Annotated in this window: 24 protein-coding genes, 1 rRNA gene, 1 pseudogene and 2 other annotated features; all 26 genes and pseudogenes read right to left on the reverse strand. The window is 38.1% G+C overall.

Features of this window, described 5'->3' with window-relative positions:
- Positions 1-9: 9 nt before the first annotated feature.
- The 26 genes and pseudogenes from rpoB to rrf all read right to left on the reverse strand — a co-directional run bounded on the left by rpoB (position 10) and on the right by rrf (position 24733).
- Positions 10-3558 (reverse strand): DNA-directed RNA polymerase subunit beta, encoded by a 3549-nt coding sequence (gene rpoB / locus E3U55_RS13080; RefSeq protein WP_134340930.1) that lies wholly within the window; start codon positions 3556-3558, stop codon positions 10-12.
- A gap of 388 nt (positions 3559-3946) precedes the next feature.
- Complete coding sequence (locus E3U55_RS13085; protein ID WP_134340931.1) at positions 3947-4567, reverse strand: class I SAM-dependent methyltransferase; 621 nt, start codon at positions 4565-4567, stop codon at positions 3947-3949.
- Positions 4568-4687: 120 nt separating this feature from the next.
- Positions 4688-5053: a 50S ribosomal protein L7/L12 gene (rplL, locus tag E3U55_RS13090; protein WP_134340932.1), complete on the reverse strand. Its 366-nt coding sequence runs from the start codon at positions 5051-5053 to the stop codon at positions 4688-4690.
- A 49-nt stretch (positions 5054-5102) separates the two neighbouring features.
- Complete coding sequence (gene rplJ / locus E3U55_RS13095) at positions 5103-5603, reverse strand: 50S ribosomal protein L10 (RefSeq protein WP_134340933.1); 501 nt, start codon at positions 5601-5603, stop codon at positions 5103-5105.
- A 50-nt stretch (positions 5604-5653) separates the two neighbouring features.
- Positions 5654-5807: a sequence feature (ribosomal protein L10 leader region), on the reverse strand.
- A 56-nt stretch (positions 5808-5863) separates the two neighbouring features.
- Positions 5864-6562, reverse strand: a complete 699-nt coding sequence (gene rplA, locus E3U55_RS13100; protein WP_134340934.1) for a 50S ribosomal protein L1 — start codon at positions 6560-6562, stop codon at positions 5864-5866.
- Positions 6563-6882: 320 nt separating this feature from the next.
- Positions 6883-7308, reverse strand: a complete 426-nt coding sequence (rplK, locus tag E3U55_RS13105; RefSeq protein WP_134340935.1) for a 50S ribosomal protein L11 — start codon at positions 7306-7308, stop codon at positions 6883-6885.
- Positions 7309-7447: 139 nt separating this feature from the next.
- Positions 7448-7981, reverse strand: a complete 534-nt coding sequence (gene nusG, locus E3U55_RS13110; protein ID WP_134340936.1) for a transcription termination/antitermination protein NusG — start codon at positions 7979-7981, stop codon at positions 7448-7450.
- A 164-nt stretch (positions 7982-8145) separates the two neighbouring features.
- On the reverse strand, positions 8146-8316 hold the full coding sequence (gene secE / locus E3U55_RS13115) for a preprotein translocase subunit SecE (RefSeq protein WP_134340937.1): 171 nt from the start codon (positions 8314-8316) through the stop codon (positions 8146-8148).
- A 32-nt stretch (positions 8317-8348) separates the two neighbouring features.
- On the reverse strand, positions 8349-8495 hold the full coding sequence (gene rpmG, locus E3U55_RS13120; RefSeq protein ID WP_134340938.1) for a 50S ribosomal protein L33: 147 nt from the start codon (positions 8493-8495) through the stop codon (positions 8349-8351).
- Positions 8496-8563: 68 nt separating this feature from the next.
- Positions 8564-9214, reverse strand: coding sequence for an RNA polymerase sporulation sigma factor SigH (gene sigH, locus E3U55_RS13125; RefSeq protein WP_134340939.1), 651 nt, complete (start codon positions 9212-9214; stop codon positions 8564-8566).
- A 78-nt stretch (positions 9215-9292) separates the two neighbouring features.
- Positions 9293-9802 (reverse strand): NYN domain-containing protein, encoded by a 510-nt coding sequence (locus E3U55_RS13130; protein ID WP_134340940.1) that lies wholly within the window; start codon positions 9800-9802, stop codon positions 9293-9295.
- Positions 9803-9808: 6 nt separating this feature from the next.
- Positions 9809-10546: a 23S rRNA (guanosine(2251)-2'-O)-methyltransferase RlmB gene (rlmB, locus tag E3U55_RS13135; RefSeq protein ID WP_134340941.1), complete on the reverse strand. Its 738-nt coding sequence runs from the start codon at positions 10544-10546 to the stop codon at positions 9809-9811.
- A 1-nt stretch (position 10547) separates the two neighbouring features.
- Positions 10548-10949 carry a Mini-ribonuclease 3 gene (locus E3U55_RS13140; protein WP_134340942.1) on the reverse strand — a complete coding sequence of 134 codons (402 nt, stop codon included), beginning with the start codon at positions 10947-10949 and terminating at the stop codon, positions 10548-10550.
- Positions 10946-12343 carry a cysteine--tRNA ligase gene (gene cysS, locus E3U55_RS13145; protein WP_134340943.1) on the reverse strand — a complete coding sequence of 466 codons (1398 nt, stop codon included), beginning with the start codon at positions 12341-12343 and terminating at the stop codon, positions 10946-10948. The genes E3U55_RS13140 and cysS overlap by 4 nt, the downstream gene beginning before the upstream one ends.
- Positions 12324-12995: a serine O-acetyltransferase gene (gene cysE / locus E3U55_RS13150; RefSeq protein ID WP_134340944.1), complete on the reverse strand. Its 672-nt coding sequence runs from the start codon at positions 12993-12995 to the stop codon at positions 12324-12326. The genes cysS and cysE overlap by 20 nt, the downstream gene beginning before the upstream one ends.
- Before the next feature lie 85 nt (positions 12996-13080).
- Positions 13081-13291 (reverse strand) — a binding site (T-box leader).
- 38 nt (positions 13292-13329) lie between these two features.
- Positions 13330-14805 (reverse strand): glutamate--tRNA ligase, encoded by a 1476-nt coding sequence (gene gltX, locus E3U55_RS13155; RefSeq protein WP_134340945.1) that lies wholly within the window; start codon positions 14803-14805, stop codon positions 13330-13332.
- Positions 14806-14854: 49 nt separating this feature from the next.
- A complete protein-coding gene (gene ispF, locus E3U55_RS17730; RefSeq protein WP_228547566.1) occupies positions 14855-15334 on the reverse strand; it encodes a 2-C-methyl-D-erythritol 2,4-cyclodiphosphate synthase in 480 nt (159 codons plus the stop codon).
- A 48-nt stretch (positions 15335-15382) separates the two neighbouring features.
- Positions 15383-16063, reverse strand: a pseudogene (gene ispD, locus E3U55_RS17735) (2-C-methyl-D-erythritol 4-phosphate cytidylyltransferase); the annotation flags it as partial.
- A gap of 74 nt (positions 16064-16137) precedes the next feature.
- Positions 16138-17229, reverse strand: coding sequence for a PIN/TRAM domain-containing protein (locus E3U55_RS13165; protein WP_134340947.1), 1092 nt, complete (start codon positions 17227-17229; stop codon positions 16138-16140).
- 192 nt (positions 17230-17421) lie between these two features.
- Positions 17422-18795: a DNA repair protein RadA gene (gene radA, locus E3U55_RS13170; protein WP_134340948.1), complete on the reverse strand. Its 1374-nt coding sequence runs from the start codon at positions 18793-18795 to the stop codon at positions 17422-17424.
- A gap of 107 nt (positions 18796-18902) precedes the next feature.
- Positions 18903-21353, reverse strand: coding sequence for an ATP-dependent protease ATP-binding subunit ClpC (gene clpC / locus E3U55_RS13175; protein WP_134340949.1), 2451 nt, complete (start codon positions 21351-21353; stop codon positions 18903-18905).
- An 18-nt stretch (positions 21354-21371) separates the two neighbouring features.
- The gene (locus E3U55_RS13180; RefSeq protein ID WP_134340950.1) at positions 21372-22436 is read right to left on the reverse strand and encodes a protein arginine kinase; all 1065 of its coding nucleotides are present in this window, start codon (positions 22434-22436) and stop codon (positions 21372-21374) included.
- Positions 22436-22972 carry a UvrB/UvrC motif-containing protein gene (locus tag E3U55_RS13185; RefSeq protein WP_134340951.1) on the reverse strand — a complete coding sequence of 179 codons (537 nt, stop codon included), beginning with the start codon at positions 22970-22972 and terminating at the stop codon, positions 22436-22438. Before E3U55_RS13185 ends, E3U55_RS13180 begins: the two co-directional genes overlap by 1 nt.
- A 14-nt stretch (positions 22973-22986) precedes the next feature.
- Positions 22987-23451 (reverse strand): CtsR family transcriptional regulator, encoded by a 465-nt coding sequence (locus E3U55_RS13190; RefSeq protein WP_134340952.1) that lies wholly within the window; start codon positions 23449-23451, stop codon positions 22987-22989.
- 224 nt (positions 23452-23675) lie between these two features.
- Positions 23676-24326 carry an MgtC/SapB family protein gene (locus tag E3U55_RS13195; protein ID WP_194840920.1) on the reverse strand — a complete coding sequence of 217 codons (651 nt, stop codon included), beginning with the start codon at positions 24324-24326 and terminating at the stop codon, positions 23676-23678.
- A gap of 291 nt (positions 24327-24617) precedes the next feature.
- A 5S ribosomal RNA gene (gene rrf / locus E3U55_RS13200) occupies positions 24618-24733 on the reverse strand.
- Between the last annotated feature and the right edge of the window lie 4 nt (positions 24734-24737).

Raw genomic sequence — 24737 nt, forward strand, 5'->3', positions numbered from 1 at the left:
TCCGTTTGATTACTCAGTAACGTTTCTGTCTTCTGTTGTTTCCATAGAAACATTAAGTTCTTCAGACTGATCTACGTCTTCCAAATCACGCATGTCAATCTCATCGCGATCTTGCGTTAACATCTTAACGTCCATTCCAAGACTTTGTAACTCTTTAATTAATACTCGGAAGGATTCAGGAACGCCTGGTTCAGGAAGGTTTTCACCTTTAACAATGGCTTCATACGTTTTCACACGTCCGACAACATCGTCTGATTTCACCGTTAAGATTTCTTGTAAGGTGTATGCAGCACCGTAAGCTTCAAGTGCCCATACCTCCATCTCACCGAAACGCTGACCACCAAATTGTGCTTTACCACCAAGTGGCTGCTGTGTAACGAGTGAGTATGGTCCAGTTGAACGAGCGTGCAACTTATCGTCAACCATGTGCTCTAGTTTGATCATATACATGACACCAACAGATACACGGTTGTCAAACGCGTCACCCGTACGACCGTCATAAAGAACTGTCTTACCATCACGTGATAAACCAGCTTCAAGAACTGTTTCCCAAACGTCTTCCTCACTAGCACCATCAAATACAGGAGAAGCGACGTGGATTCCCATTTCTCTTGCTGCCATACCAAGGTGTAATTCTAATACCTGACCAATGTTCATACGTGAAGGTACCCCTAATGGGTTTAACATAACGTCAACCGGCGTACCATCAGGTAAATATGGCATATCTTCCTCAGGTAAAATACGTGAGATAACACCTTTGTTACCGTGACGACCTGCCATTTTATCCCCTTCGTGAATCTTACGTTTTTGAACGATATATACACGAACAAGCTTGTTAACACCAGGAGATAACTCATCGCCATCTTCACGATTGAATGTCTTAACATCAAGAACAATTCCGCCACCACCGTGTGGAACTCTTAACGATGTATCTCTGACTTCACGTGCTTTTTCACCAAAGATTGCGTGTAATAAACGTTCCTCGGCTGATAGTTCAGTCATACCTTTTGGTGTAACCTTACCTACTAAAAGGTCACCGTCCGTGACTTCAGCTCCGACACGGATGATTCCATCTTCATCTAAGTTTTTAAGAGCATCTTCACCGACATTTGGAATGTCACGTGTAATCTCTTCTGGTCCTAACTTAGTATCACGAGCTTCTGTTTCGAAATCTTCAATATGGATTGATGTAAATACATCATCTTTAACCATACGTTCACTCATGATCACGGCATCCTCATAGTTGTAACCGTCCCATGTCATAAAAGCAACTAAAGCATTTTGACCAAGCGCAAGCTCACCTTTGTCCATAGAAGGACCGTCAGCTATGATTTCGCCTTCAGACACACGATCACCTTTAGATACAATCGGTGTTTGGTTATAACAAGTTCCTTGGTTTGAACGAACAAACTTCGCAAAACGATAGCGATCTAAATCGCCCTCAACCTCTTTACCGTCAACTTCTTCGATGCGACGGATATGAACTTCTTTCGCTTCAACCTTCTCTACAATACCGGCATGTTTCGCCACAATTGCAGCACCAGAGTCTTTACCAGATACATATTCCATACCTGTTCCAACGAATGGAGCTTCAGGTTGAATTAATGGTACTGCTTGACGTTGCATGTTCGCACCCATTAATGCACGGTTAGAGTCATCGTTTTCTAAGAATGGGATACATGCTGTCGCCGCAGAAACTACCTGCTTTGGCGATACGTCCATGTAGTCAATCTGTTCACGCGGAACTGCTGTGTTTTCACCACGGAAACGGGCAATAACTTCTTCATCAACAAATGAACCATCATCATTGAGACGAGCATTTGCCTGTGCAACGATGTAGTTATCTTCTTCATCAGCTGTTAGATAATCCACATGCTCTGTAACTTTGCCAGTTTCAGGATCAACGCGACGGTATGGTGTTTCAATAAAACCAAACTCATTAACTTTCGCATAAGATGATAATGAGTTAATTAACCCAATGTTCGGTCCTTCCGGTGTCTCGATCGGACACATACGGCCGTAGTGCGAGTAGTGTACGTCACGCACTTCGAAACCTGCACGTTCACGCGTTAAACCACCAGGCCCTAAAGCTGATAAACGACGTTTGTGCGTTAGCTCAGCTAATGGGTTCGTTTGGTACATGAACTGTGATAATTGCGAGCTACCAAAGAACTCTTTAATCGACGCAATAACTGGTCGAATATTTATTAACTGTTGAGGTGTAATCGATTCAGTATCCTGAATTGACATTCTTTCACGAACCACACGCTCCATACGTGATAAACCAATACGGAATTGGTTCTGTAAAAGTTCACCAACAGAACGCAAACGACGGTTACCTAAGTGGTCAATGTCATCTGTGTTACCAACAGTGTGTAGTAAATTAAAGAAATAACTGATTGATGAAATGATATCAGCAGGTGTAATGTTCTTCACTTGATTACTAACATTACCATTGCTAATAACGTTTAATGTTCTTTCACCGTCAGGGTCTGTCGGATCTACAATCTTAATCGATTGGATTTTAATTGGATCTTCAAGAACGCCATCTTGAGGTTCTAAAATTTTCTCACCAACAGCATCTTCTTCTAATTCGAAGTAAGGCATAATTTTGTCTAATAAACGACGGTTAAGTTTATCACCTTTACGTGCAATTACTTCACCGTCTTCATCAGCAATTGTTTCAGCAAGTGTTTGGTTTAATAGACGATTCTTGAAATGAAGCTTCTTGTTCATTTTGTAACGTCCAACACGAGCTAAGTCATAACGCTTCGGATCAAAGAAGCGCGAATATAGTAAGCTACGAGCGTTATCCGCAGTTGGCGGTTCACCCGGGCGTAATCTTTCATATATTTCAATAAGAGCTTTTTCGCTGTCTTCTGTGTTGTCTTTTTCTAATGTATTGCGTAAATATTCATTGTCACCGATTAGATCAACAATCTCATCATCTGAGCTAAAGCCAAGTGCTCTTAATAAAACTGTTAACGGTAACTTACGTGTACGGTCAATACGTACGTGCACAACATCTTTTGCATCTGTTTCAAATTCTAACCAAGCACCACGGTTAGGAATAACAGTTGCTGTATGACCTTTTTTACCATTCTTATCTACTTTGTTATTAAAGTAGACACTTGGTGAACGAACAAGTTGCGAAACAATAACACGTTCAGCACCATTGATCACAAAGGTACCTGTGTCTGTCATTAATGGGAAATCACCCATAAACACTTCTTGCTCTTTAACCTCTCCAGTCTCTTTATTTAAGAGACGAACCTTGACGCGTAAAGGCGCATTATAAGTTACGTCACGCTCTTTAGCCTCATCAACAGGGTATTTCGGTTCTCCTAGACTGTAATCTACAAACTCTAGAGATAAATTTCCTGTGAAATCTTCAATCGGCGAAATGTCACCAAACATTTCTTTCAAACCATCTCTTAAGAACCATTCATAAGATTTAGTTTGAATTTCGATTAGATTAGGAAGATCATGTACTTCACTAATCCTTGCATAGCTTCTACGTTGGCGGTGTCGACCATATTGAACTAGTTGACCTGTCAACTGCTTCACCCCTCAAACAACCAGATTTAATAGAGAAAGCAAGAAACCTTGCTTTCAACCTTAACGATTAAGAGATCCTCGCTAAGGGTATAGCTTTTATAGCGCAAAAAATGGTTCGACAAAAAGACATGCCGAACTTGCTTGACTAACTAAGTTTTTCAAGCATTTTTTATATAGACATTCGTGTTATAAACGAATGTTTGATATACTTTTATTAATTGATTCAAAGTCATGTAGTTTTCCAGAATGAATACCCCTTTAAAAATTAGTCCAACTATTACATTTATCGGTATTCCACTCGAAAAATATACGTTATAAAAGAGCTTTGATGAAATTATCTAAAAAGTTCTTGACAAATAAACGTATATATTGGCATTTTTTAATACTATCACACCGACATATCCGAGTCAAACTTTTTACTGCGCAATATGAAGTAGCCCTTATCACGGTTTATAACTTCAACGTTCCCAAAAACTTTGTTCATCTTTTCTTTTAAAGATGGAGCCCCTTGTTTCTTTTGAACTACCAACCAGAACTCTCCCATATGACTCAAGACATGATAACTGTCTTCCACCATACTGTGAACAACTTTTTTGCCTGCTCGAAAAGGTGGATTTGTAATAACTGCAGCAAATTCCCGATCCTTCACCGAATTTAAACCATCACTCTGATAAACTTCTACATTTGATAGTCCGTTAGCTTCAAAGTTTTTCTTAGTTAATTCAATTGCACGTTCATTAATATCAAGCATAACCACATGACGATTCGGATATGATTTGGCTAAAGTTAATCCAATGGGACCGTACCCACAACCCAAATCTAACAAATCACCTTGTTGGTCTGGTTGTATGAAACTATTAATTAACGCTTTAGTTCCATAATCAATTTGTTTTTTAGAAAAAACACCTTCGTCAGTTTGAAAGTTGAGTGTGATGGAGTTAAGTGTTGTTTGGAATCGTGAAGGGTTACTTTTGCTTGTAGGTTTCTGTGAATAGTAATGATCACTCATGTCAGTCACCTCATTTATAGGGAAGATGATGATGGGATTACAAAAATACAAAGTTCTTTGAAAGTTAAAACAAACATAAGCTCGCTGAATGGTTCTTCAGCGAGCTTTATGAATGTGCTATTATTTTAATTCGATTTTAGCGCCAACTTCTTCAAGCTTAGCTTTCATTTCTTCAGCTTCTTCTTTAGCTACAGCTTCTTTAATTGTACCAGGAGCGCCATCAACTAATTCTTTAGCGTCTTTTAGGCCAAGACCAGTGATTTCGCGAACTGCTTTAACAACTTTAATCTTAGAAGCACCTGCATCTTCAAGTACTACGTCGAATTCAGTTTTCTCTTCAGCAGCTTCAGCACCTGCACCTGCACCCGCAGCCGCAACTGGAGCAGCAGCTGTTACGCCAAACTCTTCCTCAATTGCTTTTACTAAATCGTTTAAATCTAAAACAGACATTTCTTTAATAGCATCAATAATTTGTTCTTTAGTCATGATAATTTCCTCCTTAAATTGTTTTTGTTATTTATCCGACTATGACGCCTTAAGCGCCTTCTTCTTCTTTTTGTTCCGCAACTGCTTTTGTAACATATGCGAAGTCGCGAACTGGAGCTTGTAATACGCTGAGTAGCATAGAAACAAGTCCTTCGTATGAAGGCAATTCTGCAAGTTCCTTGATTTGATCAAGAGTTGCGATTTCTCCTTCAATTACGCCACCTTTAATTTCTAATGCTTCATGCTCTTTAGCAAATTGACCTAACACTTTCGCCGGAGCAACTGCATCTTCTACACAAGTAGCGATAGCTGTAGGACCTACTAGTAATTCGTTAAGTCCTTCAAAACCTGCTTTTTCTGTTGCGAAGCGTGTCATTGTGTTTTTATAAACTTTAAACTCAACACCTGCTTCACGTAGTTGTTTACGAAGTTCAGTAACTTCTTCAACATCTAGACCGCGATAGTCTACAAGAACTGTTGTTTTACTATTTTGTAGTTTTTCTGCAATTATATCTACCTGTTGCTTTTTCAGTTCTAGTACATTGCTCATCGTTCCACCTCCTAGTCGTTGGTTGATCCCGATCATACCGCGCGGTGTAAATCTCTAATAAAAAATGCCTCCATGCAGACATGGAGGCATAAATATCATCATCGTACATACTTGTACGAATTAGTTGTATTTAGCACACCTCGGCAGGATGACTTTTAAGCAGTTAACTGCTCCTACTGTCTACGGTACAATTAAGTTCATTTATTTTTCAACAAACGTAATTATATTAAATGGTTAATCATTTGTCAACCATCTATTAATTATTTGCTCATATAAGATGAAGTATCAACTTTAACACCAGGACCCATTGTAGAAGAAACTGCTACGTTTCTCATGTAAGTTCCTTTAGACGATTGTGGCTTAGCTTTAACAATCGTTTCAGCTAATGCATTGAAGTTTTCAATTAGCTTTTGATCATCGAAAGAAACTTTACCGATAGGTACATGAATGTTACCAGCTTTTTCAACACGGTATTCTACTTTACCCGCTTTAATGTCCTGAACAGCTTTTTCGATTTCGAAAGTTACTGTACCGGTTTTAGGGTTAGGCATTAAACCTTTTGGTCCTAATACACGACCTAGTTTACCTACTTGAGCCATCATGTCAGGAGTTGCAACAACTACATCAAAATCGAACCAGCCTTGGTTGATTTTGTTGATGTACTCTTCATCTCCAACATAATCTGCTCCAGCAGCTTCTGCTTCTTTAGCTTTTTCACCTTTAGCAAAAACTAGAACGCGCTGAGTTTTACCAGTACCGTGTGGAAGCACCATTGCTCCACGGATTTGTTGGTCTGCTTTCTTAGGATCTACACCTAAACGGAAAGCAGCTTCTACTGTTTCATCAAAATTAGCTGTTGAAGCTTTTTTCACAACTTCAATTGCTTCTTTAATATCATAAGCTTTTGAGCGATCAACAAGCTTTAACGCTTCTTGATACTTTTTACCATTTTTTGGCATTTTAAAAATCCTCCTCATTGTGGTTTTAACGGTTTGACCTCCCACTAAAGAAAACTCGCTCATTGGCAAGACGCCCGGCAAAGCCGGGAGCGCATTTGCCCTTTGCAGCGCTTTTCCTTCGAAAGAAACCTCGCTGCTTGCGAGCCTTTAGGCGAAGACAGAGGCGTAGTTATAATATATAAGAACTTTGCTTCATTCACTACGACGAGCTCGCCTCTAATACATGGAGTTCGCTTCAACGATTCTCCTCTTTGGCGTTAATAAAGGTTGCGAATGACCTCCGCAACCCCTCTTACACCTATACAAAGTGTAGCTTGGGATTAGTCTTCAACGACGATACCCATGCTACGTGCAGTTCCTTCTACCATGCGCATTGCTGCATCAACATCAGCAGCGTTCAAATCAGGCATTTTAGTTTCTGCGATTTCACGTACTTGATCACGCTTAACAGTTGCCACCTTGTTACGGTTTGGCTCACCAGAACCTGATTCAATACCAGCTGCTTGTTTAAGTAATACAGCAGCAGGTGGGGTTTTCGTTACGAATGTAAATGAACGGTCTTCATAAACCGAAATTTCAACTGGAATAATCGTACCTGCTTGATCTTGTGTTTGAGCGTTGAACTCTTTACAGAATCCCATGATGTTGATACCAGCTTGACCTAGCGCAGGACCAACCGGCGGTGCTGGATTTGCTTTACCAGCAGGAATTTGAAGTTTTACAACGTTTACTACTTTTTTAGCCACGAGACACACCTCCTTAAAGTCCGTGATGTGGTAAATGGGGATTTCCCCTCCCACTCAATATTTCTATAATGAATCTTATTCAGACCATAAGAAACCATAAAAATTCTAGCATATAACTAGCGAGCTTGGCAAGGGATATTTACAATTTTTCTATTTGAGTGAAGTCTAACTCGACTGGAGTTTCTCTTCCGAACATATTAACATGAACTTTAACCTTTTGCTTGTCCATATCAATGTTTTCAATTGTACCAGTGAAGTTAGCGAACGGTCCGTCTGTCACGCTTACAGATTCTTTAATTTCAAATTCAAAATCTTGAACTTCGTCCTTAACACCCATTTGTTTTAGTACACGATCCGCTTCTTCTGGCAATAATGGCGTTGGTTTCGCCCCAGAACCTGATGAACCGACGAAGCCAGTTACACCTGGTGTATTACGAACAACGAACCACGAATCGTCTGTCATAATCATTTCCGCTAACACATAGCCAGGGAATACTTTCTTCATGGCTGTTTTTCTTTTACCATTTTTAATTTCTGTTTCCTCTTCTTCAGGAACAATGACACGGAAAATTTTATCCTCCATGCCCATCGTTTCAATTCGCTTTTCTAAATTAATCTTAACTCTATTTTCATAACCTGAGTACGTATGAACCACATACCAATTTCTCTCCATAGCGATAGGTTTAAAAACCTTCCCTCCTAATCGTATTCAAATGTGAAGCAGATGTACCAATTTTTGGGTAAATTAAAAAACCCGACATAGGCGGGTTTTTTGTCTCTTGTTACATTATATCACAATTCACATTTTATATAATTAATAAATGAATTACAAATAATCTAGGATATCTGTTCAAGTACAAATGATATCCCTAAATCAACCACTGTAAAGAATACAGCGACAAATACAACAGTTAATATAACGATAATTGTATACTTCGTTAACTCATTGCTTTTAGGCCAGCTGACCTTTTGCATTTCACGTTTAACGTCTTTTAAGAATTTAAACACTGCATGTCCCCCTTAACACCTAAGCCTATCATCTATTTTGTTTCACGATGTAATGTGTGCTGGGCACATCGTTTGCAATACTTTTTTACTTCGATTCGTTCAGAGCTTTGTTGTTGTTTTTCGGTTGTATAATTTCGACCGTTACAAACCGTACATGCTAGCACAACTTTTTTACGCATGACAATCCTCTTTCTTTTTTATCACTTAAATTAATGTACCACGTTCTAAAAATCGTGTCAATGGAATTTTAATACGTCAGTTCACTGACAGAGAGGTGTCGCTCTAATTTTCGTTTCACACGTTGTAAAGCGTTATCAATTGACTTCACATGACGATTTAAAAGAAGTGAAATTTCCTGGTAGGATTGCCCCTCTAAATAAAGTTGAAGTACTTCCCTTTCCAGTTCACTTAAAAGCTCTTCCATTTTTTCTTCCATATCACCAAATTTTTCGCGGTCGATTAACAGCTTCTCTGGATCTGACGTGTCGTTTTCAGCTATAACGTCTAAGAGAGTTCGGTCAGATTCTTCGTCATAAATTGGCTTGTCCAACGAGACATATGAATTAAGCGGAATATGCTTTTGCCTGGTCGCCGTTTTAATAGCCGTAATAATCTGCCTGGTGACACACAGCTCAGCAAAAGCTTTAAACGATGATAGTTTTTCAGATTGGAAATCACGTATCGCTTTGTATAAACCAATCATCCCTTCTTGAACAATGTCTTCGCGGTCCGCGCCAATTAAAAAATATGTACGGGCTTTAGCGCGAACAAAGCTACGGTATTTGTTTATTAGATAGTCAAGCGCTTGCACATTACCTTCATGCACAAATTCGACCACTATTTCATCCTCTAACTCTGACCAATTGCGCTGTATTTCTCTCTCTTCATTGATGCCCACGCCAGATCCCCCCAAGCCGAACACTAAATATACCGTTATTATACAGGAATTGTGAATTTTCAGTCAACTGCTTATTCACTATTTCCCTCCACGTCGCCATTTTTCAAACGCTTTTAGCACATCATCACTAAGAGGAATTTTTGATTTAGGTTGTAAGGATTGGTGTTCCTTCACATCATTTTTTATCTCGCTTTGAATTTCTCGCACATCTATTAAAAGTTCTCTTGCAGATTTTCTTAAAGCACCTTTTGAGAAAATCGTCCATTGTTCTGTATAATCAGATGTTGCCACATATACTTTAGTTCGAACATTCATAACTTCATTGACTAGCTTCTCGATGCGTTCATCTGCTGTTTCATTTTCTTTCGTAAAAATAACATCCAAGCGATGCTCTTTTTGTTTTTTCTCTGTCCCTTTAACACCATATGCATCAAAAACCACAATGACTCGATAACCTGTGTAAGCTTGATATTCAGCTAACATCTCCACTAACTTTGCTCTTGCTTCTTCTAATTTATAGTCTTTTAACTCTCGTAATTCCGGCCAATCCCCAATCATATTGTACCCATCTACAACTAGTACAATCATTCAGAATCACCTAACCGGAAATCGTTTGCGGTAAACTTCATACATCATTAAACTGGCAGATACAGAAGCGTTTAATGATGTGACTTTTCCACGCATCGGTAAATTCACTAACCAATCACAATTTTTTAAGACTAGACGACTGATTCCTTTACCTTCACTACCGATAACAAGTGCAAGTGGCATATCATAATCCAGCTCACGATAATCCTGATCTCCTTTAGCATCTGTACCGACAACCCAAACGCCCTCACTTTTCAAACGGTCAATCGTATGGTTCATGTTTGTTACACGAGCAACAGGAATATATTCAATAGCCCCCGTTGATGCTTTTGCTACAGTCTGTGTTAATTGAACGGACCTGCGCTTCGGAATAATAATCCCATGCGCACCTACTGCATCTGCTGTACGCATTATCGAACCTAAATTCCTTGGGTCTTCAAGCTCATCTAGTAAAATAAAGAAAGGAGATTCATCGCGTTCTTTTGCAAGAGCAAAAAGATCATCAATACTTGCATAAGAGTAAGCAGCAACGGACGCAACTACTCCTTGGTGATGGTCAGCGATTTGATCAAGTTTACGCTTAGGAACTTTTTGTACAAATACATTATTCTGTTTGGCCAGCTTAACTATTGGGGACTGTGCACGATGTTCCATTGATTCCAAGATCAAAACTTTATTAATGGGACGTCCTGATTTTAACGCTTCAATAACAGAGTTCTTGCCCATAATCCATTCTTCCGACATATTAAGATCTCCTTTCTTCTAAATCTTGAATAGCTTGAGTAACTAAATAATTTAAGCGCTCTGAGTCTTCTTTTAAAAACAAATAACCAATAAGCGCTTCAAACGCAGTACTTAAGCGATAGGTTTGTCCATCTGTGCTTTTAGGCGTGTTAGATTTAGCGTTACGTCCTCGTCTAATCACACCTTGCTCCTCCGTTGATAACAAATCTTCTTCCATCCAATTTTTCAATACATAGGCTTGCGCATCAGCCGAGACGAAAGATACGGCATGTGTGTGAAGTATTTGGGGTTTTACTTCCCCTTGCCGTATCAAGTATTCTCGGACATATTGTTCATAGACAGCATCGCCCATATAAGCCAACGCCAAACTCTTCATTTGCTTTACATCATTAGTACTCGTCATGATCTCTTCCATCTCGTTCCTTGTGGAGTATCTTCTAAAATGATGCCGCGACCCTTCAAGTCATCTCTGATTTCATCAGCACGCTGAAAATTACGGTCTTTTCTTGCCTGAATTCGTTCTTCAATTAATGCTTCTATTTCGTCATCTAATAAATCAACCGAGTTTAATGAAAAGCCTAATACAGTCGTTAATTCCTCAAATAAATCTGTGAATTGATCAATGACATCAGTCGAAGTTTGTTTTTGCTGCGAATATATATTTGATTCTTTAGCCAGTTCAAATAATACTGAAATCGCATTCGCTGTATTAAAGTCATCATTCATCTCCTGAATGAAGCGTTTCTTTAAATCAGCGATTTTTTCCATCCAATCACTATTATCCTCAGCCAAGTTCAAGCTCGCTGTTTTACGATGCTGCAAATTCTGGTAAGCCGTTTTAAGACGATCATAACTATTTTTAGCTTCAGCTAAAAGCTCATCACTAAAGTTAATCGGGTTGCGATAATGGACACTTAGCATGAAGAAGCGCACAATATTTGGGTCATGCTTTTCAACTAAGTCATGCACTAAGATAAAGTTACCCAGCGACTTAGACATCTTCTCATTGTCAATTTGAATGTAACCATTATGCATCCAATAGTTTGCAAACGTCGTATCATTATGGCATTCAGATTGAGCAATCTCGTTTTCATGGTGAGGAAAAGCCAAGTCCTGACCACCCGCATGAATATCAATCGTCTCACCCAGATATTTACGAGCCATCGCAGAGCACTCAATATGCCAACCAGGTCGGCCTTGCCCCCACGGACTATCCCAGGATATCTCACCAGATTTTGCTTGCTTCCATAATGCGAAATCAATAGGATCATCTTTCTTCTCGCCTACTTGAATACGGGCTCCGGAGCGTAGTTCATCTATAGATTGGTGTGATAATTTCCCATATTCATCAAATGAGCGTGTTCGAAAATAAACGTCCCCATCCGCTTCATAAGCAAATCCTTTTTCAATTAATTGATCAATAAACTGAATAATATCATCCATCGTTTCTGTCACTCTTGGATGGTGAACCGCTTCTTTAACGTTAAGTTTAGCAACATCTTCTTTGTAAGCTTTAATAAAACGGTCCGCAATCGTCGGCACTTCTTCATTTAATTCATTAGCTGCTTTAATTAACTTGTCATCTACGTCAGTAAAATTTAAAACATACTCAACTTCATAGCCACTATATTCAAAGAATCTTCGAACTGTATCAAACACAATAGCAGGACGTGCGTTACCAACATGTATATAGTTATAAACGGTCGGTCCGCAAACATACATTTTAATTGTTCCTTCTTCTATTGGATTAAATTCTTCTTTTTGCCTGGTTAACGTATTATAAAGCTTGATTGTCATCGTCTTGCACTCCTTTCATGCGCTCTAATTCTTTTTGTAACCTTTCAATTTTCGCTTCTAAATTGTCACATTTTTCAGCTACTGGATCAGGCAATTTGTGGTGGTTGAGGTCTTTTCTAACTTTAACACCGTTTTGCACGACCACTTGACCTGGGATACCGACAACGGTTGAATTGTCTGGTACATCTTTAAGGACAACAGATCCTGCTCCTACTTTTGCCCATTCACCAATTGTAATGGACCCCAGTACTTTGGCACCTGCTGCAACCAGGACATTATCTTTTAGTGTTGGGTGGCGTTTACCGCCTTCTTTACCGGTACCACCTAACGTGACACCTTGATAAATTGTGACGTTATCTCCAATTTCACATGTTTCTCCAATGACCACACCCATTCCATGGTCAATAAAAAATCTACGACCTATTTTGGCACCTGGGTGTATCTCAATACCAGTAAAAAATCGGCTAACTTGAGAGATCACTCTCGCAATAAAAAATAGTTTTCTTTTATGAAAAGCATGTGCAACTCGGTGTGACCAGACTGCGTGCACACCAGAATAAGTTAACATGACTTCTAATCGATTACGTGCTGCTGGATCTTGACCAAAAACAACTTCTACATCTTCTTTTAGTAATTTGAAAAACTTAAACATTCATAACCCTCCCCGAATGTATTTAATGACTGAATCATGATGTTGGAGGAACTAAATATAAAAAGCGTCCCTGTCTAATTAATTAGACAGAGACGCTTCAGCGCGGTTCCACTCTGTTTAGAGATTATAAAACCTCTCACTTAGAGTTGTTAACGAGTACTACCCGCTTCACCTTACTTGATTCAGGCGAAGACTCTGAGGTGCATTTCAAAAGTCAACCTAAAAGCTGCTCTCAGCGCCACAGCTTTCTCTGTAATTAGGTAAAACTTTCTACTTTTCCTCATCGACGTTTTAAAATTTATATACTGCTATTATATACGATAATCCTATAATGTTACGAATGATTTAACTCGCCAACGATTTTATTTAAACGATTCATCACCGTACGTTGTCCTAATAAGTGAATCGCATTAGGTAATTCCGGTCCATGCTGCTGGCCAGTTACCGCAACACGAATTGGCATAAATAACTTCTTACCTTTGTTACCTGTTGTCTTTTGAGTCGCTTTAATCGCAGCCTTAATATTTTCCGGTGTGAACTCTTCCATTTGACCAATCTCAATTTGCAGGTGACTTAACATGTTAGGAACGTGTTCTTGATTTAACACTTCCATTTCGTTTTCACCGTAGTCGATTTCTTCTTTAAAGAATAATTCAGTAAGTTCAACAATTTCAGCACCGTAATTAAGCTGTTCTTTATATAAACCAATTAACTCTTCTACCCATTTACGATCTTCACCAGATACGTTTTCATCGACTTTACCAGCCTTGATTAAATGTGGTAGAGCAAGATCAATTACACGCTCTATAGAGCTAGACTTAATATATTGGTTATTCATCCATTTCAATTTACCCGTGTCAAAAACAGCCGGCGAAGTAGATAATCGTTCAGGGTCAAAGATTTCAATAAATTCTTCTCTGGTGAATAACTCTTCCTCACCTTTTGGAGACCAGCCAAGAAGTGTGATGAAATTAAATAATGCTTCTGGTAAATAACCTAAATCAGCATACTGTTCAATAAATTGAATAATAGACTCATCGCGTTTACTTAACTTTTTACGCTCTTCGTTCACAATTAATGTCATGTGAGCAAATGTTGGAACCTCCCAACCAAACGCTCGGTAAACCATCATCTGTTTAGGTGTATTAGAAATATGGTCTTCACCACGTAGAACGTGTGTGATTTTCATTAAATGATCATCTACTGCCACCGCAAAGTTATAAGTCGGTGTGCCGTCCTTTTTCATAATGACCCAATCACCAAAATCACTTGATTCAAATGTAATGTCACCTTTAACGATATCATCAAACTGATACGTTTCATTTTCAGGCACGCGAATTCGAATACTTGGTTTACGGCCTTCATTTTCAAATGCTTTTATTTGTTCAGCGGTTAAATCACGGTGCGCGCCAGAATATTTAGGCGCTAAACCTTGCGCACGTTGTTCTTCACGTTCAGCATCAAGCTCATCTTCTGTCATATAACATTTATACGCTAAACCACGTTCAAGTAGTTCATCAACATACTTTTTATAAATGTCTAAGCGTTCCATTTGGCGGTATGGACCGTGGTCACCTCCAACATCGACACTCTCATCCCAATCAATACCTAACCATTTTAAATACTTCAGCTGGCTTAAGTCGCCACCCTCTACATTACGTTTCTGGTCAGTATCTTCAATACGAATTACAAACTTACCATTTGTACTTCTGGCAAATAAATAGTTGAAAAGTGCCGTTCTCGCATTACCAATATGCAAATGACCTGTTGGGCTCGGCGCGTAACGTACACGTACATTTTGACCTGTCATAAAAAAATCTCCTTTCCGTTCTTATCCATTGTTTATTATTGTACACAATTTATTGTTTTCGTTGTATTAAAATTGTTGCTTGCGAGGCAATTCCTTCTTTACGTCCTGTAAAACCAAGTTTTTCAGTTGTTGTTGCCTTCACATTAACCTGAGATAAATCAGCTTTCAATAGTTTTGCAACCTGCTGCCTTATGTCATCTATATAAGGGGCCATTTTCGGTGCTTGAGCAATCACAGTACAGTCCACATTACCCAGTTCAAAGCCTTTGGATTCGACCATTTCCCAAACTTCTTGTAAAAGCTGTTTCGAGTCAAAGTCTTTAAAAGCAGAATCTGTATCAGGAAAATGTTTTCCGATATCTCCCTCACCGATTGCGCCTAGTGCAGCATCAGCAATCGTATGTAACAATACATCGGCATCAGAATGACCCAATAAACCTTTGTCATAAGGTATTTCGACTCCACCTATAATACAAGGTCTACCCTCAACCAATTGATGCACATCAAACCCTTGTCCGATTCTGATCAATTCATCTTCCTCCCTTGATTGATCTGACCTATTTATTTTTAGCATATTTTCAGCTTTTTGTATATCCTCAGGATTAGTAATTTTAAAATTATTATAACTGCCACGTACAACGGCTGCAGAATGCTCAATTCCTTCAAGCAATGCTACATCATCAGTCGCGTAATATTGATGTTCGTACGCAAATTCATGCGCTCTTTTTAGTAGATTATAAGTAAACGCTTGGGGTGTTTGAGCAGCCACTAATTGATTACGGTTAAGCGTTTGAATACGACCTTCGTTTTCAATTTGCTTAATTGTATCTGTCACAGGTACACCTAAAAAAGCTGCCCCATGTTTTTTTGTCTCATCATATAAGTTATGTAACTCTTCTACTGATACGAATGGGCGAGCACCATCATGAATGAACGTAATCATTTCTTCATCCAATTGCAAGACACCTTGTCGCACACTATCTTGGCGCTCTTTGCCGCCGTCAATGAGCTTTTTTATTTTTTTAAAAGAGCTGCTTTGGATTAAATCGCTCATAATTTCACGTTCATCTGTATGGATGACGACGTAGATAGCTTCACACCAATCATCTTTTTCAAATACTTGTAATGTAAGCTCAATTAATGTTTGGCCGCCGATTTTAATCAATTGTTTATTTTTCCCGGCATTCATTCTTTTACCTTGACCTGCGGCTAAGACAATCACTTGGTATTTAGACATAATTCCCTCTCCTGTATACATAAATAAAGGTTGACCTACCAATTCATTTGTAATGCAACAAATGGATAGCGTCAACCTTTTATTTTAATGAACAATTATTGCGCCTTTTCAAGTGCTTTTGGTTTTGCGAAAATCATACGTCCCGCTGAAGTTTGTAAAACACTTGTGACAATGACGTCAATGGTATCTCCAATGTAGTTTTTACCATCTTCTACTACAATCATTGTGCCATCATCCAAATAAGCTACACCTTGTTTTTCTTCTTTACCAGCTTTAATCACTTGAACGTCCATTTCTTCACCTGGTAAAACAATCGGTTTAACTGCATTTGCTAAGTCATTAATGTTTAAGACTGTAACATTCTGAAACTCTGAAACTTTATTTAAATTATAATCATTCGTAACAAGAACACCATCTAATAACTTCGTTAACTTAACTAACTTACTATCAACTTCACTAATCTCTTCGAAGTCACCTTCATAGATTTGAACCTCAACCAGGGATTCTTTTTGCAGGCGGTTTAGAATATCCAACCCACGGCGCCCTCGATTTCGTTTAAGAACATCCGAAGAATCCGCAATATGCTGTAACTCTTCTAAAACAAAATGAGGAATAATTACTGTCCCCTCAAGGAACTTAGTATCGCAAATGTCGGCAATACGACCATCAATGATTACACTCGTATCAAGTATCTTCGGCTTGATTGCTGAGTCATCACCATCGCCGCCTTTTTCATCCCTTGCTTTTCCTTCTTTACGAGGAACACTAATTAAACTAATAAATTCATTTCTGCGTTTAAAACCAACTTGGAAACCTAAGTAACCTAAAATAACTGTTACAAAGACTGGTAAAACGTCAGATACAACAGGAATGTTCATATCTTGTAGATAGATGTTAACTAAAAATGCGATAATTAAACCAACAATTAACCCTAAACTTCCAAATAATAAATCTCCAACTGGCGCTTTTACTAGCTTCTCTTCTATGATTTTCAGAAAACCAACAATATAATCAACTAGCCAATATGAAATAATAAATAATATAATTGCACCTAATGTCATCCCTAAATAAGGAAATAACCACGCGGGTCCACCAACATCCCAGACTTCCAGGAGATCAGGAAAGTACAAATATCCAATAGTACCGCCAGCTATAATAAATAATAACTGAAGAATTTTATTCAGCAATGTGTTCACCTCCTAAATCTAGCTTTACCAACTTTCCTAAAATCCATAACTCTCGATTTTTGCTTTACTAAATTTTAACATGGCAATGTGGCCTCGTCAAAATAAATAATTTTATAGTTTAACACCTATTATATTATATGTCAATTGTGTTACAAATAATAATAGTTCTAAACATTCACATTTTGTTCATATTTATTCTAATCCTGCCTTGAGTGCTTCTTGCACTGAATCTACACCAATTAGCTCTACCCCGTCAGGACCTTTAAAACCGGATAAGTTTTTACGAGGTAAAATAATACGCTTAAAACCTAATTTACTCGCTTCTTGTACTCTTTGATCAATACGAGAAACTCGTCTAACTTCACCAGTTAAACCTACTTCACCGATGAAGCAATCGTCAGGCTTAGTTGGTTGATCACGAAAACTTGATGCGATACTTACAGAAACAGCAAGGTCAATGGCAGGTTCATCAAGTTTCACACCGCCAGCAACTTTAACGTAAGCATCTTGATTTTGTAACAAAAGTCCGGCCCGCTTTTCTAAAACAGCCATTAATAAAGGCACACGATTGTGATCTAACCCTGTAGCCATGCGGCGAGAGTTACCAAACTGGGTTGGCGAAATTAACGCTTGGATTTCAACCAGCATAGGTCTTGTCCCTTCCATCGAAGCTACGACAGTTGACCCGGCTACCCCTTGGGAGCGCTCTTCCAGAAATATTTCAGAAGGATTACTGACTTCTACAAGGCCCTCTTCTTTCATTTCAAAAATTCCCATTTCATGAGTACTACCAAAACGGTTTTTTACACTGCGAACAATCCGAAACGTATGGTGACGCTCACCTTCAAAGTAAAGTACAGAATCAACCATATGTTCAAGAAGTCGAGGTCCGGCAATACTTCCTTCTTTAGTCACGTGACCTACGATAAAGATTGGAATCCCTTTTGTTTTAGCTAATTTCATTAATGTCCCGGTACATTCGCGAACCTGCGAAACAGAACCCGGCGCTGATGTGACTGCTTCATGATATACCGTTTGAATCGAGTCAATGACTACTAATGATGGACTCATGTTTTCTACCGCATCAATGATATCGTCTATGTTTGTTTCTGCCATAATAAATAATTCTTCTTCTGAAATACCTAGACGGTCAGCTCTCAGCTTTGTTTGTTTTTCAGATTCCTCTCCAGATATATATAAAACTTCTAATTGTTTTGCAGCTAATTGTGAAGACACTTGTAATAGTAATGTAGACTTACCAATACCCGGATCCCCACCGATTAAAACCAATGACCCTGGCACAATGCCGCCACCTAATACACGGTTAAACTCTGTCATACCGGTTTCAATCCGTTTTTCTTTTTGTGTTGTTATTTTATTAATGGAACTTGGTTTACTTTTTCGTTCAGAGCTAACCGACCCTAATGAATGTTTATTAGATTTGGCTGGTCTTACTTTTTCTTCAACCATGGTGTTCCATTGATGACATGCAGGACATCTTCCCATCCATTTAGGTGATTCATAACCACATTCTTGACAAAAATAAACTGTCTTAGTTTTAGCCATTGAGATTCTCCCTTTCTTGTTTGCGTATGCTTTCCATCTTAATCTATGTAAGGAAATTAAATAAAAAAGCAGCCGGAAAACACAACCGGCTGCTTAGATTTGAAGTCTTAAGATGTTTCTAATGCTTTTACAGAAGTAATATAAAATTCGCCGTCGTCATTTACATCAATTTCAACTGTTTGCCCTGTCTTTACATTACCTTTTAATAGTTCTTCTGACAAGAAGTCTTCAACATTTTTCTGAATGGAACGACGTAATGGACGTGCACCATATTCTAAATCCATGCCTTCATCAGCAATTTTTTCAATCGCTTGTTCAGTTAACGTGAATGAAATCTCATTGTCCTGTAAACGATCTTGTAATTGTTTTACCATTAAACGAACAATCTCTTTAATGTGTTTTTCTTCAAGTGAGTGGAAAACAATCGTTTCGTCAATACGGTTTAAAAACTCTGGGCGGAAAGCTTTCTTCAGCTCTTCCATGATCTTACTTCTCATTTGTTTGTAATCTTTCTTATTATCATCCATAGAGAACCCAACGTATTTCTGACGACGTAGTTCGTGAGCACCAACGTTAGATGTCATAATTAATACTGTGTTACGGAAATCAACCACACGACCTTTAGAATCCGTTAATCGACCGTCTTCTAATACTTGAAGTAAAATATTAAAGACGTCTGGGTGAGCTTTCTCAATCTCATCAAGTAAAATAACTGAGTATGGTTTTGTTCTTACTTTCTCAGTTAATTGGCCACCCTCATCATAACCAACATAACCAGGAGGAGAACCAACTAGTCGAGAAGTTGAGTGTTTTTCCATGTACTCTGACATATCAACCCGTATCATCGCATCTTCATCACCAAACATAGAAGTAGCTAGTGCTCGTGCTAATTCGGTTTTACCTACCCCTGTAGGTCCTAAGAAGATGAATGAACCAATTGGGCGTTTTGGATCTTTTAAGCCGGCACGTGCACGACGAATAGCTTTTGAAACTGAGTTTACAGCTTCATCTTGACCAATCACTCGACCATGTAAAGTTTCTTCAAGGTTGAGTAAGCGTTCTGTTTCATCTTTAGCTAATTTTGAAACAGGCACCCCAGTCCATGTTGATACGACATGAGTAATGTCATCAATCGTTACTTCTGAACTTTCTTGGCCTTGTTTCTCTTTCCATTGATCCTTAGTTTTCTCTAATTCATCTTTTAATTTTTGTTCCTTATCTCTTAAGGAAGCTGCTTTTTCAAATTCCTGGCTTTGTACGGCAGCATCTTTTTCTTTTTTCACTTCTTCTAATCGTTGCTCTAACTCTTTTAGGTTAGGCGGGGCTGTGTAGTTGCGTAAACGCACGCGTGATGCTGCTTCATCAATTAAGTCAATCGCTTTATCTGGTAGGAAACGATCTGTAATATAACGATCTGATAGTCTTACAGCACTATCGATTGCTTCATCTGAAATGGTTACACGATGGTGCGCTTCATAGCGATCACGAAGACCTTCTAAAATACTAATTGATTCTTCTTTAGTCGGTTCATCAACATGAATCGGTTGGAAACGACGCTCTAAAGCAGCATCCTTTTCAATATATTTACGATACTCATCTAGTGTAGTTGCCCCGATACATTGTAGATCTCCACGTGCTAGAGCAGGCTTTAAGATATTTGATGCATCAATTGCACCTTCTGCCCCACCAGCACCGATTAATGTGTGTAACTCATCGATAAATAGAATAATATTACGTGCTTGGCGAATCTCTTCCATTACTTTCTTCAAACGATCTTCGAATTCACCACGATATTTCGTACCAGCAACAACTGTACCCATATCGAGTGTCATGACACGTTTATCACGTAAAATTTCAGGAACTTCATTATTTACAATTTGTTGTGCTAATCCTTCAGCAACCGCTGTCTTACCAACACCTGGTTCACCAATTAGAACCGGGTTATTTTTTCGGCGGCGACTCAATACTTGAATCACACGTTCAATTTCTTTACTACGACCGATGACAGGGTCAATTCCACCCTCACGTGCCACAGAAGTTAAATCACGTGCTAATGAATCTAATGTCGGTGTATGAGCATTGTTAGACTGTTTTTGTCCACCACGCTGACTAGAAGTCGATTCATTGCTTCCTAATAGTTGTAAGACCTGTTGACGGGCTTTATTTAAGCTCACTCCTAAGTTATTAAAAACTCGAGCGGCTACCCCTTCACCTTCTCTGATTAATCCGAGTAAGATATGTTCTGTTCCTACATAAGAATGACTTAATTTCCTCGCTTCATCCATCGATAGTTCAATGACTTTTTTCGCGCGAGGTGTATAATGAATCGTTTGAGACGTGTTTTGGCCTCTACCGATTAATTGTTCTACTTCTTGCTGAATTTGTTCAGCTGTTACATTTAATGATTGTAAAGCTTTAGCAGCAATTCCTTCTCCTTCTTTTACAAGGCCTAATAAAATATGCTCAGTCCCAATATTATTATGCCCTAAACGAATCGCTTCTTCTTGCGATAAGGCTAAAACTTTTTGAGCTCGTTCAGTAAATCTTCCAAACATCATATAGATGACCTCCTTTAATTAATGTTCTAGTTGCAATCTTTCTCTAATTAAATTCGCACGAAATACATCGCGCTCATTCGGTGATAATGTTTTCTTGGCATATTGTTGTAAAAATGCTGGTTGGGTTAAAACCATTAATTCGTTCAAAATAGTCTTAGAAATGTTCTCCAGAAGTCCTAAATCTATTCCAAGTCGAACATCTGATAAACATTTTGCAGCCTCTTTGGATTGTATGATTCGACTGTTAGCTAAAATACCATAAGACCTGAAAATTCTATCCTCTAACTGTATACCCAATTGCTCCATTATCCATTCACGAGCACGGCGTTCATTCTCAATAACTTGTTTAACTACGCTTTTAAGGTCTTCAACAATATCTTCTTCAGACTTTCCTAATGTCATTTGATTAGAAATTTGATATAACTGACCTAAAGCTTCACTACCTTCACCATAAATACCTCGAACTACTAACCCAAGTTTGTTAATTTCAGGAATTAAATTATTTATTTGATTCGTCATAGATAAAGCTGGTAAATGCATCATCACTGATGCTCTTAACCCTGTACCAACATTAGTTGGGCAACTGGTTAAGTACCCTCTTTGTTCATCAAATGCATATTGAATTTTGTCTTCAAACCAGTCATCTAACTCCTGTGCCTGCTCTAAAGCCTTGGTTAGCTCAAACCCTGGGAAATACAATTGTATTCTCAAATGATCTTCTTCATTAATCATGACAGACGCTTGTTCATTTTTTGATATAAGCGCTGCACCCGTGTGATCTTTTTCCGCAAGACTTGGACTAATTAAGTGTTTTTCAACTAAGACGCGCTTCTCAACTGGTTTTAAATCATTCATTTTAATCATTTGAAACTGTTTTAAATCATTATAAGATTGATCATCAAACTCTTGTTCCATATATTCTAATACTTTGACCAAAGCTTCATTAGCCCCACTTGTAGGAAATGGAACCTGCTCAAAATTTCGAGCTAAACGTACTCGACTGCTTAACACAATGTCATTATCAATTCCTTCAGTATTTAGCCAAGGGCTGATGGCATCGTTAATAAAATTTTGTAATGACATTATGCATCACCGTCCTTACCCTTATTTAGTTCTTCTTTCAGTGTACGAATCTCATCACGAACTTGTGCAGCCTCTTCAAAAGCTTCATCGTGAATCAACTGTTGTAACTTTTCTTGTAATTGTTCTAATTCTCTTTGCTTGTGCAATTTACCTCCAACACGTTTCGGAATTTTTCCGACATGTTTCGTATTACCGCTATGCACTCGCTTGAAGATTGGGGTCAAATAGGATTCGAATGAAGCGTAGCATTGACTACACCCGAACTTACCCATTTTTCTAAATTGTTGATAAGTGGTTCCACAACGATCACATTTTAAAGTTTGTTGTGCCTGAAAGGATTGTTGTTGACTAACATTTTGATCGAACGGAAACATGCTCGTTAATAATTGATGAATAGATAAACTATCATCATTAAAATCCATATACCCTTCATGCTCTGCACACTTTTCGCATAAGTGGATTTCTGTCTTCTGACCATTAACGACTTGTGTATAATGAACGGTTGCCTCATTTTGGTGACAACGTTGACATTCCATGCTCCACCCCTCCATTAATCATGTATTTTTATCGTCATTAAAAACTGTTTAAAAATCTTTGCTCTTAATTCATCCCGCATTGGTAAGGGAATGGACAAGACATCTCGATGAGTTATTTTTGACATTAGACGTGCTTCACGTTCAGTGATAATTTCTTCTTCCCACAATCGTTCAATGTAATCCAAACTCGATTGTTGAGTTAAGTGTTTACCACTTAGAACTAAAATTTCATCTACTAATTCACTTTTGGACTTAGGTTTAATTCGCATGATGCGAATATATCCGCCTCCACCTCTTTTACTTTCAACTATATAACCCTTTTCTACAGTAAACCTTGTGTTAATCACATAATTAATCTGAGATGGTACACATTCGAAACGATCCGCAATCTCACTTCTTTTGATTTCAATTACATCACTATTACTTGATTGAATGACCTTTTTCAAATAATCTTCAATAATATCAGATATGTTCCGCAATCTCCCACCCCTCCTTCAACCTGTTTAATGTCAAAGATAAGTGTTTGACTTTGACTATCTTTGACTATACTTTTATTATACTTACATTTTATTTTGTTGCAAATTAAAATGCTTCAGCTCACAAATTTTTTCATAAAACCATATGTTTTGTATTCTTTCCTCCTGTAACAAAGTTAAACTTGATAAAATAAAAAAGCTTTCATACGATTAAATCGCACGAAAGCTTAACGCTCAAATTTATAAGTAACATGTTCGATTTTACTTACTTCATTTAAAATATCATTCCTGTTAAACTCCTGATTCTTTTCCAGCTCTATAAAAATATTTCGATCTTCACTACTTTCACTTTCAATCTCTAATCGTTTTATAACTAAAGAAAATTCATCAAAAATATTAAGAACTGTTCCAATGTGTACATCTTTATTTGCAATTAAATGAATAAAGTTATCTGATTTACGGCGTGTAAAAAGTTTTTCCCACGAGTTTAAGAAAATAAGGCTTAATAGGACCACTGTTGTAACCAGAATTGCTAAGGAATACATTCCAGCACCAATGACTAGCCCGATACCTGCCACCGTCCATATAGACGCTGCCGTTGTTAGCCCTCTAATCGTCATTCCATGAACCATAATTGTACCTGCGCCTAAGAAACCTATCCCACTAATAACATACGATGGGATACGTGCTGGATCGAAACGTATATTATCAAATTTATTTATTAATTCTTCAAACCCATATATAGATAAAAGCATCATCAAACATGATCCTACACCTACTAAAATATGAGTACGAAAACCAGCTGAATGTTTCTTCAATTCTCTTTCAAAACCGATTAACCCACACAATACTGTAGCTAACAATATTCTAACTAACATGACATCAAAATCGTGTCCTAAATATTCATTCAACTGACTCACTTCAATCCCCCCTTTTTTGTCCAATATAATAGTAATTTATTTTCTAATGTAATTTGTTATGATTATTTTTTACTTTCAGAAATCAGTTTAATGCTCTTTATTATACCAAAACCTAACGTTTTGTTGAATTAAATACGTTTAGTCAATAAAAATGGGTGCTGAACGCATCTTTATGATGAAAGCATTTAATAAAATAGGTTTACAGCGTAAATAAAAAAGCCAAGAAGAAAATCTTCTTGGCTTCGTATTGCCCGGCCGCGTCCTACTCTCACAGGGGAAACACCCCAATTACCATCGGCGCTAGAGAGCTTAACTTCTGTGTTCGGCATGGGAACAGGTGTGACCTCTCTGCCATCGCCACCGGACTAT

Origin of the sequence: Filobacillus milosensis (genome assembly GCF_004402015.1) — a bacterium.
GTDB lineage: Bacteria > Bacillota > Bacilli > Bacillales > Alkalibacillaceae > Filobacillus > Filobacillus milosensis.